Annotated in this window: 9 protein-coding genes and 2 riboswitches; of the genes, 4 read left to right on the plus strand and 5 right to left on the minus strand. The window is 68.7% G+C overall.

The features are described 5' to 3' along the window. Window positions 1–34: 34 nt before the first annotated feature. The 5 genes from cydB to C7H84_RS22720 form a co-directional block, all read right to left on the minus strand. A complete protein-coding gene (cydB, locus tag C7H84_RS22700) occupies window positions 35–1,015 on the minus strand; it encodes a cytochrome d ubiquinol oxidase subunit II (RefSeq protein WP_205611450.1) in 981 nt (326 codons plus the stop codon). An 11-nt stretch (window positions 1,016–1,026) separates the two neighbouring features. Beyond that, complete coding sequence (locus tag C7H84_RS22705; protein ID WP_121860862.1) at window positions 1,027–2,424, minus strand: cytochrome ubiquinol oxidase subunit I; 1,398 nt, start codon at window positions 2,422–2,424, stop codon at window positions 1,027–1,029. 133 nt (window positions 2,425–2,557) lie between these two features. After that, window positions 2,558–4,309 (minus strand): ATP-binding protein, encoded by a 1,752-nt coding sequence (locus C7H84_RS22710; protein WP_121860863.1) that lies wholly within the window; start codon window positions 4,307–4,309, stop codon window positions 2,558–2,560. Window positions 4,310–4,452: 143 nt separating this feature from the next. Next, window positions 4,453–5,214 (minus strand): response regulator, encoded by a 762-nt coding sequence (locus C7H84_RS22715; RefSeq protein WP_121860864.1) that lies wholly within the window; start codon window positions 5,212–5,214, stop codon window positions 4,453–4,455. A gap of 287 nt (window positions 5,215–5,501) precedes the next feature. After that, window positions 5,502–6,524 carry an ABC transporter substrate-binding protein gene (locus tag C7H84_RS22720; protein ID WP_121860865.1) on the minus strand — a complete coding sequence of 341 codons (1,023 nt, stop codon included), beginning with the start codon at window positions 6,522–6,524 and terminating at the stop codon, window positions 5,502–5,504. A gap of 140 nt (window positions 6,525–6,664) precedes the next feature. Next, window positions 6,665–6,786, minus strand: a riboswitch (guanidine-I (ykkC/yxkD leader). A gap of 456 nt (window positions 6,787–7,242) precedes the next feature. After that, a riboswitch (guanidine-I (ykkC/yxkD leader) is annotated at window positions 7,243–7,374 on the plus strand. A gap of 58 nt (window positions 7,375–7,432) precedes the next feature. On the opposite strand from C7H84_RS22720, the gene C7H84_RS22730 reads away from it, so the two are divergent. The 4 genes from C7H84_RS22730 to atzF all read left to right on the plus strand — a co-directional run bounded on the left by C7H84_RS22730 (window position 7,433) and on the right by atzF (window position 14,442). Beyond that, window positions 7,433–8,188, plus strand: a complete 756-nt coding sequence (locus tag C7H84_RS22730) for an urea amidolyase associated protein UAAP1 (RefSeq protein ID WP_121860866.1) — start codon at window positions 7,433–7,435, stop codon at window positions 8,186–8,188. Window positions 8,189–8,199: 11 nt separating this feature from the next. After that, window positions 8,200–8,856: an urea amidolyase associated protein UAAP2 gene (locus C7H84_RS22735; RefSeq protein ID WP_121860867.1), complete on the plus strand. Its 657-nt coding sequence runs from the start codon at window positions 8,200–8,202 to the stop codon at window positions 8,854–8,856. Between the two features lie 88 nt (window positions 8,857–8,944). Then, window positions 8,945–12,574 (plus strand): urea carboxylase, encoded by a 3,630-nt coding sequence (gene uca / locus C7H84_RS22740; protein WP_121860868.1) that lies wholly within the window; start codon window positions 8,945–8,947, stop codon window positions 12,572–12,574. After that, window positions 12,571–14,442: an allophanate hydrolase gene (gene atzF / locus C7H84_RS22745; protein ID WP_121860869.1), complete on the plus strand. Its 1,872-nt coding sequence runs from the start codon at window positions 12,571–12,573 to the stop codon at window positions 14,440–14,442. The genes uca and atzF overlap by 4 nt, the downstream gene beginning before the upstream one ends. Window positions 14,443–14,457 lie beyond the last annotated feature (15 nt).

The raw sequence follows: 14,457 nt of genomic DNA on the forward strand, positions 1-14,457 counted from the left end.
TCCTCGGTTGAATTGAACGCTGGAAGCGAAAGCGTCAGTGGTACGCGTGATCGTTCGACACCCTGCCGCGGAACACCGAGTACGCGACGTACGTGTAGAACACGATGAATGGCATGACGAACAGCCCGGCCCCCCAGAACATGAACGTCTGGCTTGCGCGCGGCGCGGCCGCCGCATCGAGCGTCAGGTCGAACGGCACGATGAACGGCAGATACGATACGGCGAGCATCAGCACCATCGCGATGCATCCGGCGGCGGCGAACAGATAGGCCGACGCGCCGTCGCGCCGCGCCGCGGCGGGCACGTAAAGGAACGCCACGCATGCGGCGACGGGCAGCACGAACAGCAGCGGATGCAGGAGCCAGCGCGTTTCGACGGTTGTCTCGGTGAGCAGCGTCGACGCGAGGATCGACAGCACGAACAGTGCGGTGATCGGCGCGAGCCGGGCGATCGCGTCGCGGCCGATGCGCTGCGATGCGTGTTGCCCCTTCAATACCAGCCACCCGGAGCCGAGCAGCGCATAGCCGAGCGCGAGGCTGACGCCGCACCAGAGCGAGAACGGCGAACACCATTCGAAGCCGTTGCCCGCGTAGCGCAGGTGGTCGACCGGTAGCCCTTGCGCGTAGGTGCCCACGCACACACCCTGCATCACGCTGGCGAGCAGCGAGCCGACGAACAGCAGCACGTCCCAGATCCGGCGCGAACGCACGGCCTTGTGGCGAAATTCGATCGCGACACCGCGCATGATCAGACCCGCGAGCATCAGGCAGAGCGGCGCGTACAGGGCCGGCAGCACGATCGAATACACCGACGGAAACGCGCCGAACAGGATCGTGCCGGCAATGACGAGCCACGTGCCGTTGCCGTCCCACACCGGTGCGATCGACGCGATCATCTCGTCGCGCGCATCGCTGGCGAAGGGCGTCAGCATGCCGACGCCGAGATCGAACCCGTCGAGCATCAGGTACGCGACGAGCGCGAACGCGAGCTCGACGAACCAGAACCAGTTCATCATTGAAGTTCTCCTTATCGAATCTTGAGGACGTCGCGGTGCGCCGCGGGCACGTGCGTTCGTTGGATGACGTGCCCGTTCCAGACGGTCAGCACGTCGCCGATGGCGAGGCCGCGCCGCACGATGCGTACGATGTAGTACACGCCGAAGCAGAAGATGAACGCGTAGAGGGCGACGAACAGCGCGAGCGTCGCGGCCGCGAGGTGCGCGGTCAGCCCCGGCGTAAGCGCGTCCGCGGTGCGCAGCACGCCCCATACGGCCCAGGGCTGCCGCCCGACTTCGGCCGTGAACCATCCGGCCAGGATCGCGATGAAGCCGAGCGGAAAGCTGAATGCGAGCGGCCAGAGCAACCAGCGCCGTCGTTCGAGCCGGCCGCGCCGGGCCGCGAGGGTGCCCGCCCACGCAAGCGCCAGCATGATCAGCCCGCAGCCGGCCATCACGCGGAATGCGAAGAATGGAATCAGTACCGGCGGCCGGTCGGCGGCGGCAAAATCGGTGAGGCCGACTTCGCGCGAGTCGAACGAACTCGATGCAATCAGGCTGCCGAGCACCGGTACCTTCCATTCGAAGCGGTTGCGCTCGTGTGCGGCATCGGGAATGGCGAAGATCACTTCGGCGGCAGGCTGCTCGTCGGCCCATCGTCCCTCGACCGCGGCGAACTTGGCCGGCTGGTCGTCGTGCAGATAGTCGCCGGTCAGGTGACCGAACAGGATCTGCAGCGGGACGAGCGCGGCGGCGAGGGTCACGGACATCCGGACCATGACCGTGGCTTCGACGCGGTAGCGGTCCTTCAGCAGATAGGCCGCGCCGACGGCAGCCACGCAGAACGCGGTCGTGAGGTACGCACCCAGCAGCATGTGCGGGAATCGGACCCACACGACATGGTTGAAGATGATCGCCGCCCAGTCGGTCGGCACGAATATGCCGTTTTGTACGACGTATCCGACGGGATGCTGCATCCACGAGTTGTTGACGAGGATCCAGAACGCGGACATCGTCGTGCCGGCCGCGACGAGAATGCACGACGTCAGATAGAACCACGGCCGCACACGCGCGCGCCCCAACAGCATCACACCGAAAAACGTCGCCTCGAGCGCGAACGCGGTAAACGATTCGTAAGTGAGCAGCGGCCCCTGGATCGGGCCGCTCGCGCGCGACAGCTCGCTCCAGTTCGTGCCGAACTGGAAGGCCATCACGATGCCCGAGACCACGCCCATGCCGAACGCGACGCCGAAAATCTTCAGCCAGAACTCGAACACGCGGCGATACACGCGATTGCCCGTCGCGACGGACATGGCCTCGAGTACCGCGAGCCACGCCGCGAGCCCGATCGTGAAGGACGGGAAGATGATGTGAAAAGAGACCGTCGCCGCGAACTGGATTCGGGACAACAGTAGTGCCGTGGCTTCCATGCGTGGGCTCCATTGCGAGATTGCATTGCAATGGAGTGTCGGCGCGGGGTGTTGCTCGCGCGTTGCAGATTGCGGCGGCTACGTTACATTTGAAATGGAACGCGGTGCCGATTGGGCCGATCGCGTCGTGGTGTCAGCGCAGCACGCGGGCAAGCGCGTCGGCGAGGTCGCGCGGCTTCAGCGGCTTGCGCAGCACCATCCTCACGCCGAGCGCGCGCGCTTCACGCTCGAGCGCCGGCGTGCTGAAGCCGCTGCACAGGATGACCGGCAGGTCCGTGCGCCGGCCGGCGATGCGCGCCGCGAGCTGGAGGCCGGTCAGATTCGGCATCGTATGGTCGGTCACGACGACATCGAAGCGGGCCGGATCGGCGTTCACCGCATCCCACGCGGCCTCGCTCGACGAAAATCCGACCGGCTCGTATCCGAGATCGGCCAGCACGTCTTCTCCGAGGCGCACGAGTGCCTCTTCGTCGTCAATCAGCAGCACCAACTGCCCGTTTCCGCGAGGCGGCGGGTTCCCGTCGGCCCGCGGCGCCGGGCGTGCGTCGGCGGCGGGCAGATAGACGTCGAAACGCGCGCCTTCCCCCGGCGTGGAGCGCACGTCGACGGCGCCCCCGTGTTCGCGGACGATACCGTCGACGAGCGACAGCCCGAGACCGGTCCCCTCGCCGGCGGCGCGCGTCGTGAAGAACGGGTTGAAGATGCGTTCCAGGATATCGGCCGGAATGCCGCAACCGTCGTCCGCGACGGTGAGCCGCACGAAACGGGCGGCGCGCAGCGCACCGTGCGACAGCGAGCGCGGTGTGTCGACGCTGACGACATCGAGTTCGACGCGCAGCGTGCCGCCCGATGGCATCGCATGGGCCGCGTTGCCGCAGAGGTTCATCACGACCTGATGCAGATGCGTGGCGTCGCCCAGCACGTACGCATCGCGGGCGCTCACGCGCACGTCGAGCGTGACGTGCGGCGGCAGCGTCGCGCGCACGAGCTCCATCGTCTCGTCGACCACCGCGCCGACGTCTACCGGCTCCCTCGCCGTCGGGCCGCTGCGACTGAATGTGAGGATGCGCTCGACCAGCAGCCGTGCCCGTTCTCCGGCCTTCAGCACCTGCTCGATGTAGCGGTGCGCGGGCGCGTCGGGTGCGACGCTGACGAGCGCGCGATCGCCGAAGCCGAGAATCGCGGCGAGGATGTTGTTGAAGTCGTGCGCGACGCCGCCGGCGAAGGTGCCGAGCGCTTCGAGCTTCTGCGACTGACGCAGTTGGCGTTCCAGGCCGTGTCGCGCTTCTTCATCGGCCAGGCGCTGCGTGATGTCCTCGACGGTCGCGATGATCAGGTCTTCCGCGTCCGTGTCGGACGGCTGATGAGCCGAGAATACGCGCGCGACGCTCATGTCGGTCCACACGACGCGGCCGTCGCGATGCACGTAACGCTTTTGAAATCTGACGCGGTCCTGGCCGTGCACCAGCTGGTCGATGTGCGCCTGCGTGAGGGCCCGATCGTCGGGGTGCGTGATGTCCGACGCGCGCCGCTCGGACAATTCGCGATCGCTGTAGCCGACCATCTGCTGAAACGCCGGATTCGCCATCAGGTAGCGGTCGTGCGCACGCAGCACCAGGATCCCGACGGGCGCGTTCTCGAACACCGTGCGCCAGCGCTGCTCGCTGGCGCGCATGGCCCGGTTCGCATGTTCCAGACGCCGCATGTAGGCAGTCAGCACATACATCAGCAGAATCACGCACACGCTTACGGCGCCGACGCGAAACGCCGTGTCGCGCGCAAAGGCGACCAGCACGAGCAGCACGGCGAGACACGCGGCCAGCATCATGGCCCGGTAGCGCCGCGCGCGCCACAGCGTTCGATGATAGGGCGAGTTGTTCGGCATCGGCGTTCAGTCCTGCTTCGGCGGCGCGGCGGCACGAGCGGATGCTGCCGGAGCCGCGCGGCTTGCGGGCGGTGTCGGCAGTCCCGTTGTGTCGCTTTCGGCGCACGCCGTGCAGGCCGTGCGCGCACGCGGCATGTGCCCGCTCACACCGGCGTTCCGTTCGTCCATCCCGCCGCCGCGCTCAACCGGGTGACCGGCACGTCCAGCACGTAGCCCGCGCCGCGCACGGTGCGGATGAAGACTGGATGCGACGGGTCGGGCTCGATCTTGCGGCGCAGGCGCAGGATCTGGACGTCGATCGACCGGTCGTACACGTCGTCGTACAGCCGGCTGGATTCGAGCAGCTGGTCGCGGGACAGCACGCGCCCGGGCGCTGCCAGAAACGCATTGAGCAGACAGAATTCGCCGTTGGTGAGTTCGACCGGCGTGCCCGCCGGATCCGTGAGCCGCCGGGTGCCGACGTTCAGTTCCCAGCCGCTGAACCGGTATGCGCGCGCGTCGTTGCTCCGCCCGGCGGCCGGGACGGTCGCACCGGCCCGCCTGAGCAATGCGCGGATGCGCGCGAGCAGTTCGCGGTTGCTGAACGGCTTGGTCAGGTAGTCGTCGGCGCCGAGTTCGAGCGCCATCACGCGGTCGGCTTCGTCACGTTTGCCGGATACGATGAAGATCGGCAGGTTCGAGCGCGCGCGCAACTCGCGGGCGATCTGCACGCCGTCTTCACCCGGCATGCGCAGATCGAGAATCACGAGATCGATGGCGAAGGCTTCCAGCGCTCGCGCCATCTCCTGGCCGGAAGCGGCAACCGTCACGCGGATATCGTTATCGGACAGGTAGCCGGACAACAGTTCGCGGATCGCCGGATCGTCGTCGACGACCAGCACGTGAGGAAGATTGGCGTCCGTCATTGCGCGGAGATTCGTCGGGGAACGGCTGGAATTATAGCCGCGTCCTGCAGCGGCTCGTCGCACGGTGCGTGCTGTGCGCCGACACGCGGCAGCGCAACGCCGGCCGCTTTCGCCGGGCGATTTCACCGCTGCACCGACCGGTTGATCGGCGGTTGCCGCCTGGCCGGTTCGCATCGCCCCGGCGGCGCAACCGGCGCGGCAATCAACCGCGCGCCGTCGCAGGCGTGCGACCGGATCGGAGTTGTCCACCGGCGCGGCGTGCCGCCGCGCTGGCGGGCGTGCTGCCGTCAATGCGCGTCGCTGAACCGCGGATCGATATACGCGTCGACGTCCTGAGACTGCTTGTACACGGCGTTACGCACGTTGAACGCATTCGCATTGCGCGTCGACCCGTAGATCGAATCGAGCCCGTCGCCCTTGTGGAACGCACGCTTCGCGGCCGCCTCGTCGAGCAGGTGCGTGCCCTTCAGCAGCGGAAGGTATTGCGCCGGCGCGAGTCCGACACGCGCCGACATGATCTTGACCGCGTCGGCCTGCGTCTTCGGATCGTTGATGTACGCGACGCAGCGATACCAGACCTTGACGACCTTCGCCCAGTCGGCGCGGCGCGCGGCGAGGCTCGCCGGCGCGACCGTGATCGCATCGTAGATCAGCCCCGGCGCATCCGCCGACGTGAAGATGGCCCGTGCGCCCGGCGCGCGCTTCAACGCCTCGCCGGCGTTCGGTTGCCAGGCGGCCACCGCCGCGATGTCGGCCGACGAGCCGAGCACTTGCGGCAACTCGTTGGTTTTCGCATTCACGAGCGTGACGTCGCCGTCCTTGAGCCCGTGCTTCTGCAGCGCGGTTTCGAGCAGCAGATGATCGACCAGGCCGAGCTCGACGCCGACCTTCTTGCCCTTCAGCGCCTCGACGGTGCGCAGCGGCGGCTTCGCGACGATCATGTCGTTGCCGGCCGAATAGTCGGTCAGCAGGATCATCACGTTCTTCGCGCCGGATGCGCCCGTCACGAGCGCATCGCCGTTGGTCGCCGCGACCGCATCCAGCTTGCCGGCGGAAAACGCGTCGAGCGACGCCGAATAATCGAACCATTCGAAGTCGACGTCGACGCCGGCCTCCTTGAACCAGCCCTTGTCGAGCGCGACCTGGAAGGCGACCCAGCCCGGCCAGTCGCTGTAGCCGATCTTGAGCGGTGCGGCAGCCTGCGCGGCAGGCGCCGCCCATAGCGCGGCAGCCGCGGCGGCGGCGCCCAGTGCATGACGGATGAAACGGAAGGACGGCAGGCGGCGGAACGCCGGGGCGGGACGGGTCATCGTTGTTCTCCAGGAGACCGGGATCGGGATCGTCGATACGGACCGTGCGCGAGCACACGGTCCGGCTGCGTGACCGGTTCCTGCGGATGCGGAACGAACGAAGCGGCCACGGAGAGGCGCGACGGCCGTTGCCATCGCCAATCTCCCGGGCTTTTGTCCCGCCGTGTAGCACGCGTGCATCCGGTCTCACGATCGGACGAACCCGCGCCGGGCTGCTCTCGGACCAGACGTTCGATGAACCGGAACCCTAGCACCCCTAAGATGCGACGCCGCCGCACCTCTCGGCGTCATGCCGAGCGAGAAGCGTGCCAACGACGCTGTTACGCCGTTTTTCACGGCGCTTGGCACTGCGATTCAACGGCGGCGCATGGTGCGCTGAAGTTCGATGAAGCGGGCGGCGAACAGCGCGCTCAGTGCGCGCCGGAGCAGGTCGAGCTTGTTCATCAAGAATCGGGTATGGGGTGACGGTGCATCGGTTTCAGCAATGCCCATGCCATTGCGGATCGGGCGGTGCGCGAGCGCGCGACGCGCACTGCGCCGGTGCGCAGCTGCGTGCGCATGGTGCGCCGGGCGCACGCTGCGAGGGCAGGCGAATGGGTGCGCGATTCGGATGCCGCGCGGCATCGCGCCGCCGGGCCGCGTCGCGCGGTCATTCGGCAGCGGCTGGCACGCAACTCGCTTATTCGACGCCCGAGAGGTGCGAAGCAATTTGCATCATCTTCAGGATCGCTAGGGTTCCGGTCGTGCGGCGTGCGCCGCGCGATGCCTGGTCCGAGAGCAATCCGGTCTTGCCTTCGCCTCGATTCGAGGAAACGGCGAGGCTCCACGGAGGGATAAAAGCCCGGGAGGTCGCGATGTCGTTCGGTCGCCCTCTCACGCCTTTTGTCCAACCGACTCCCGGAGCCGCCATGTCGCCGAGCCCCCAAGCCGTCCTCGCCCCACCGCCGCACATCGCGTGGGAAACGCTGATTCCTGCCGGAACCCACTGGTCCGGCATCCTGCGCCGCGGTCTCGCGCTGCGCATCGTCGATGTCGACGGCGGCGCGAACCTGTCCGCCGTCTTTCATCGTCAGGAAGACCTGCTCGAACGCTACAACATGGCCGACACGCTGAAGGCGCAGCACACCGCGCATCTCACGCGCGGCCATGCGCTGTACACGGACATGGGGCGCGTGATCGCGTCGATCACGGCCGACACGCTCGGCTGGCACGATCCGCTCGGCGGCGTCGGCGATGCGCGGTTGTTCGCGCACAAGTACGGCACGTCGTCGTACCAGGCCGATCGCAACGCGATGATCCGCAACGGCCGCGACAGCCTCGTGCTCGAGCTCGCGAAATACGGACTGTCGGCGCGCGATCTCGCCGCGAACGTCAACTTCTTCAGCAAGCTGGCTACACACGACGACGGCGCGCTCGAGTTCGTCGCCGGACATTCGCCTGCCGGCAGCGCGGTCGACCTGCGCTTCGAGATGAATACGCTCGCGGCGTTCTCGACCGCGCCGCATCCGCTCGATCCGCGCCCGGACTATGCGCCGAAAGCCGTGAAGCTGATCGCGTACCGCGCGTATCCGGCCGAGGGCGCCGCGCCCGAAGACGACCCGTGCCGGCGCGCATGCGCGGAGAACACGCGCGGCTTCGCCAACACCGACCGTCTGTTTGCATGAGGAGCGAGACCATGCCGATCATCGAAAGCCGTCTCGACCCGCGCGACGCGATCCACGACATCACGCTGAATGCGGGCGACCCGTGGCTGCACGACCTGAAGCGCGGGCAGACCTTCCGCATTCTGGACCTGGAAGGCAACCAGGCCGTCGACACGCTGTTCTACCGCACCGACGCTCCCGAGGAGCGCTACAGCGCGCAGGACACGATCCGCGCGCAGCGCAACCTGTACCTGAGCGCGGGCAGCGTGCTCATGTCGAGCCACGGCAACCCGATGGCGACGATCGTCGCCGACACGTGCGGCCGCCACGACACGCTCGGCGGCGCATGCGCGGCCGAGAGCAACACGGTGCGCTATGCGCTCGACAAGCGCTACATGCACAACTGCCGCGACAGCTTCCTCAACGCGATCGCGCACTGCACGTGCGGCGCCGGCGCGCGGCTCACCAAGCGCGACCTGGTCGGCAACGTCAACTTCTTCATGAACGTGCCGGTCACGCCGCTGGGCGGCCTCACGTTCGAGGACGGCATCTCCGCGCCCGGCAAGTACGTCGAGATGCGTGCGGAGATGGACGTCACGGTGCTGATCTCGAACTGTCCGCAACTCAACAATCCGTGCAACGGCTACAACCCGACGCCCGTGCGGCTCATGGTCTGGGAGGCGGAATGAACTGCCCCCACGCTCACTTGCTTTGCATGGGGCCGGAGTACGCGCTGAAGCGCTACTCCGGGCCGACACGTTCGCTGCGGGAGGCAACATGAGATTCGCCAAAGTCCTCGTCGCGAACCGCGGCGAAATTGCGTGCCGCGTGATCCGCACGCTGAAGCGCCTCGGCATCGCATCGGTCGCGATCTATTCGGATGCCGATCGCGACGCGCGCCACGTGGCGCTCGCCGACGAAGCCGTGCGTGTCGGGCCCGCACCGGCGGCCGACAGCTATCTGAACGTCGCGGCGATCCTCGCCGCCGCGCGCGAGACCGGCGCGCAGGCCGTGCACCCCGGCTATGGGTTCCTGTCCGAGCACGCGGGCTTTGCCGACGCATGCGAAGCGGCGGGCCTGCGCTTCATCGGGCCGCGCGGCGATCACATGCGCGCGTTCGGCCTCAAGCACACCGCGCGCGAACTCGCGGCCGCGCACGGCGTCGCGCTGCTGCCCGGCACCGGGCTGCTCGACGACGTGGCGACGGCGCTCGCCGAAGCCGATGCAATCGGCTATCCGGTGATGCTGAAAAGCACCGCGGGCGGCGGCGGCATCGGCATGTCGCTGTGCCGCGATGCCGCGCAGCTTAGCGCCGCGTTCGAATCCGTCGTGCGGCTCGGTACCGCGAACTTCGCGCATGCGGGCGTCTATCTCGAGAAGTTCGTCGAACACGCGCGGCACATCGAAGTGCAGATCTTCGGCGACGGCCGCGGCGGCGCGATCGCGCTCGGCGAACGCGATTGCTCGGTGCAGCGGCGCAACCAGAAGGTGATCGAGGAAACGCCCGCGCCTGACCTGACCGGCGCCGAGCGCGACGCGCTGCACGCGAACGCGGTGCGGCTCGCGCGCGCGGTGGGCTACGCGTCGGCCGGCACGGTCGAATTCGTGTTCGACGCGACCGCGCGGCGGTTCTATTTCCTCGAGGTGAACACGCGGCTGCAGGTCGAGCATTGCGTGACCGAGGAAGTGACGGGCGTCGATCTCGTGGAATGGATGATCCTGCAGGCCGAAGGCGACCTGCCGCCGCTCGACACGCTGGCCGTTGCGCCGCGCGGCGCGAGCATCCAGGTGCGGCTCTATGCGGAGGATCCGCACAAGCAGTTCCAGCCGAGCGCCGGGCTGCTCACGCACGTGTCGTTTCCCGAGAACGTGCGGGTCGACGGGTGGATCGACGCGGGCACGGAGATCAGCGCGCATTACGATCCGCTGCTCGCGAAGCTGATCGTGCGCGGCGACACGCGGCGCGATGCGCTGGCGGCGCTGCGGGCCGCGCTCGACCATACCGAGCTGTACGGGATCGAGACCAACCTCGACTACCTGCGTGCCGTCGCCGGCTCCGACACGTTCGCGCGCGGCGCGCCGACGACCGCCTTCCTGTCGCGCTTCGCGTTCGCGCCGCACACGATCGACGTGCTCGACGGCGGCGTGCAGACCACCGTGCAGCAAGCGCCGGGGCGCGTCGGCTACTGGAACGTCGGCGTGCCGCCGTCTGGGCCGATGGACGATCGCGCGTTCGACCTCGCGAACGCGCTGCTCGGCAACGCGCGCGACGCGGCCGGGCTGGAATTCACGATGGTCGGCGCGACGCTGCGCTTCAACACCGCGACGCTCTTCGTGCTCGGCGGTGCGCCGCTCGCGGCCACGCTCGACGGCGAGCCGGTGCCGTTCTGGCAGGTCGTGCACGCACCAGCCGGCGCGGTATTGAAACTGGGGGGCGTGACGGGCGCGGGCGTGCGCGCGTGTCTCGCCGTCAAGGGCGGGCTGCAGGTGCCCGACTATCTCGGCAGCAAGGCGACCTTCACGCTGGGCCAGTTCGGCGGTCATGCCGGCCGCGCGCTGCGCAAGGGCGACGTGCTGCACCTGCACGCGGACGCCGGGCGCGGTGACGCGGGCGCGACGCTGGCCGCGGCCGACGTTCCCGCGCTGACGCATGCATGGACGCTCGGCGTGCTCGACGGTCCGCATGGCGCGCCGGATTTCTTCACGCCGGACGACATCGCGATGCTCTACGGCACGCAGTGGACCGTCCATTACAACTCGAGCCGCACCGGCGTGCGGCTGATCGGCCCGAAGCCGCAATGGGCGCGTGCGGACGGCGGCGAGGCGGGGCTGCATCCGTCGAACATCCACGACAACGCGTATGCGATCGGTGCCGTCGATTTCACCGGCGACATGCCGGTGATTCTCGGCCCGGACGGCCCGAGCCTCGGCGGCTTCGTATGTCCGGTGACGGTCGTGCGCGACGAGCTGTGGAAGCTCGGGCAGTTGCGACCGGGCGATACCGTGCAGTTCGTGCGCGCGGGCTTGTCGTCGGGGATATCGGCCGGGAAACCTGCTGCTGCGGTCGTGGATGCGACGCGTGACGTTGCCACTGCTGCATCCGGCGCAGAGGGTGAATCCGACGATTGCGTGCTCCACCGCGACCCGTCGGCCGGCGGCGGCATCGGCGTCGTCTACCGGCGCTCGGGCGATCGCAACGTGCTGGTCGAATACGGCCCGCTCGTGCTCGACCTGAACCTGCGCTTTCGCGTGCATGCACTGATGTGCTGGCTCGACGCGCACCGGCTACCCGGCATGCTCGACCTGACGCCGGGCATCCGCTCGCTCCAGGTGCAGTTCGACGCACGGACGCTGCCGCTTGCCGCGCTGCTCGCGCATCTGCAGGCCGCCGAGCGCGAACTCTCCGACGTCGCCGACATGCGCGTGCCGAACCGCATCGTGCATCTGCCGCTGTCGTGGGACGACCCGTCGACGCGCGTCGCGATCGAGCGCTACATGCAGTCGGTGCGGCCCGATGCGCCGTGGTGCCCGAGCAATATCGAATTCATCCGGCGCATCAACGGCCTGGCGAGCATCGACGACGTGAAGCGCATCGTGTTCGACGCGCGCTATCTGGTGATGGGGCTCGGCGACGTCTACCTCGGTGCGCCCGTCGCGACGCCGCTCGATCCGCGGCACCGGCTCGTGACGACGAAGTACAACCCCGCGCGCACCTGGACGCCGGAGAACGCGGTCGGCATCGGCGGCGCGTATTTGTGCGTGTACGGGATGGAGGGGCCTGGCGGCTATCAGTTCGTCGGACGAACCGTGCAGATGTGGAATCGTCACCGCACCACGCGCGAATTCGAAGCCGGCAAGCCGTGGCTGCTGCGCTTCTTCGACGAGATCCGCTTCTACGAAGTCAGCGAGGCCGAGCTGACTGCGCTGCGTGTGGATTTCATCGCGGGCCGCGCGACGCTGAAGATCGAGGAATCCGTGTTCGATCTGGGCGAATACAACCGCTTCCTGCGCGACGAGGCGGAGTCGATCGCTGCGTTCAAGATGATGCAGCAGGCCGCATTCGACGCGGAGCGCGAGCGCTGGCGCGCGGCCGGCCATGCGGAATACGTCGGCGACGGGGAGCCGTGCGACGCGCAAGCGGACCGGGTAGCGGGCACGCTCGACGACACGCAACGGGCGATCGCCGCGGACGTGTCGGGCAGCGTGTGGAAGGTGCTGGTGGAAGCCGGCGAGCGCGTGACCGAAGGGCAGGTCGTCGCGATCGTCGAATCGATGAAGATGGAGGTGGCGGTGACGGCAACGGAAGACGGCACGATCGAGACGATCGATTGCGCCCCTGGCGCGGCGGTGGTGGCCGGCCAGCGGCTGATGGTGATGAAGGCGGGTGCCGCCGAGGAGGTCGCATGAGCACGACGGAACGCTCGATCCTGCGCGGGCTGCACTCGATTGCCGCGCTGCGCGCACGCTACGCGGCGGGCGACCTGACGCCGCATGCGCTCGTCGACGCGATCGCCGCGCACTTCGCCGCGGGCGACCCGCACCATGCGTGGATCCGGCCGCTCACGCGCGACGAGATGATGCCGTACGCCGACGCGCTGGCCGGACGCGACATCGCGTCGTTGCCGCTTTACGGCGTGCCGTTCGCGATCAAGGACAACATCGACGTCGCCGGCATCCCGACGACGGCGGGCTGCCCCGCCTACGCGTACACGCCGGCACGCAGCGCGCCGGTGGTCGAGCGATTGATCGCGGCCGGCGCGATTCCCGTCGGCAAGACCAATCTCGACCAGTTCGCGACCGGACTCTCGGGGCAGCGCTCGCCTTACGGCGCGTGCCGCAATGCGCTCGACCCGCGCTATGCGTCGGGCGGCTCGAGTTCCGGGTCGGCCGTGGCGGTCGCGCTCGGCGTCGCGACGTTCTCGCTCGGCACCGACACGGCCGGCTCCGGGCGCGTGCCGGCCGCATTTCACGGGCTCGTCGGGCTCAAGCCGACACGGGGCGTGCTGAGCACGCTCGGCGTGGTGCCCGCGTGCCGGTCGCTCGATTGCGTGTCGGTGTTCGCGCGTTCGGCGGACGACGCGCGCACCGTGTTCGCCGCCGCGCACGGCGTGACGGAAGGCGACCCGTACGGGCGCGCATGGCAGCCGCTGCTGGGTGCGGACGGATTGCGCGCGCAGCCGGCACGGCCGCTCGGGCAATTGCGTTTCGGCACGCCGCGGGCCGATCAGCTGGAGTTCTTCGGCGACGCTTCGTACCGCACGGCGTGGCGTGCGGCGCTCGAACGGCTGCGCGCGAGCGGCGCGCAGGTCGTCGAGATCGACTTCGGCCCGTTCCTGGCGGCCGCGCGGCTGCTGTACGAAGGCCCGTGGGTCGCCGAGCGGCTCGCCGCGATCGGCACGTTCGCCGCGCGCGAGCCCGATGCACTGCATCCGGTGATCCGCGAAATCATTGGCGGAGCGTCGCGCTTCAGCGCGGCCGATGCGTTCGCCGCATTCGACCGGCTTGCGGCGTTGCGCGTTGACGCGGCCCGCGCGTGGGACGGCCTCGACGCGATCGTGATGCCGACCTCGGCGACGACCGCGACCGTCGATGCGCTCGAGGCCGATCCGATCGCGATCAATTCGCGCTTCGGCTACTACACGAACTTCGTGAACCTGCTCGACCTGTCGGCGATCGCGGTGCCTGCCGGCACGTGCGCGATCGGGCCGCATGCGGGCTTGCCGTTCGGGATCACGTTCGTCGGTCGCGCGCACGACGATGCGCGGCTGCTCGACCTCGCGCATGCGTGGGGCGACGGCGTTGCCGCTATCGGCGACGTTCGGCCGCCCGCGGCCGCGATGCCGGCGCGTGCCGCAGCCGCGGGTGTCGTGCGAGTGGCCGTCGTCGGCGCGCATCTTCGCGGCGAACCGTTGAACGGGCAGCTCACGCAGCGTGGCGCGCGCTTCGTCACCGCGACCACGACCGCGCCGGCCTATCGCCTCTATGCGCTGTCCGCGGACGCAAGCGGCGGCGTCGCCAAACCGGGGCTCGTGCGCGTGCCGGACGGTGGCGCGCCGATCGCGGTCGAGGTCTGGGAGATGCCGGTCGAGGCCTACGGCAGCTTCGTCGCCGGTATCGCGGCGCCGCTCGGCATCGGCACGCTGACGCTCGCGGACGGTTCGCGGGTGCAAGGCTTCCTGTGCGAGAGCGTGGCGCTCGACGATGCGCAGGACATCACGCGGTTCGGCGGCTGGCGCGCTTACCGCGCGCAGGCGGCCAGCGGCGCATTGCAATGAACGCACGGTCGCGCG

Origin of the sequence: Burkholderia sp. Nafp2/4-1b (assembly GCF_003635165.1) — a bacterium.
Taxonomy (GTDB): Bacteria; Pseudomonadota; Gammaproteobacteria; order Burkholderiales; family Burkholderiaceae; genus Burkholderia.

Coding starts and splice junctions, on each gene's coding strand:
- cydB (WP_205611450.1), bottom strand. CDS start 1,015: ATGATGAACTGGTTCTGGTTCGTCGAGCTCGCGTTCGCGCTCGTCGCG.
- C7H84_RS22705 (WP_121860862.1), bottom strand. CDS start 2,424: ATGGAAGCCACGGCACTACTGTTGTCCCGAATCCAGTTCGCGGCGACG.
- C7H84_RS22710 (WP_121860863.1), bottom strand. CDS start 4,309: ATGCCGAACAACTCGCCCTATCATCGAACGCTGTGGCGCGCGCGGCGC.
- C7H84_RS22715 (WP_121860864.1), bottom strand. CDS start 5,214: ATGACGGACGCCAATCTTCCTCACGTGCTGGTCGTCGACGACGATCCG.
- C7H84_RS22720 (WP_121860865.1), bottom strand. CDS start 6,524: ATGACCCGTCCCGCCCCGGCGTTCCGCCGCCTGCCGTCCTTCCGTTTC.
- C7H84_RS22730 (WP_121860866.1), top strand. CDS start 7,433: ATGTCGCCGAGCCCCCAAGCCGTCCTCGCCCCACCGCCGCACATCGCG.
- C7H84_RS22735 (WP_121860867.1), top strand. CDS start 8,200: ATGCCGATCATCGAAAGCCGTCTCGACCCGCGCGACGCGATCCACGAC.
- uca (WP_121860868.1), top strand. CDS start 8,945: ATGAGATTCGCCAAAGTCCTCGTCGCGAACCGCGGCGAAATTGCGTGC.
- atzF (WP_121860869.1), top strand. CDS start 12,571: ATGAGCACGACGGAACGCTCGATCCTGCGCGGGCTGCACTCGATTGCC.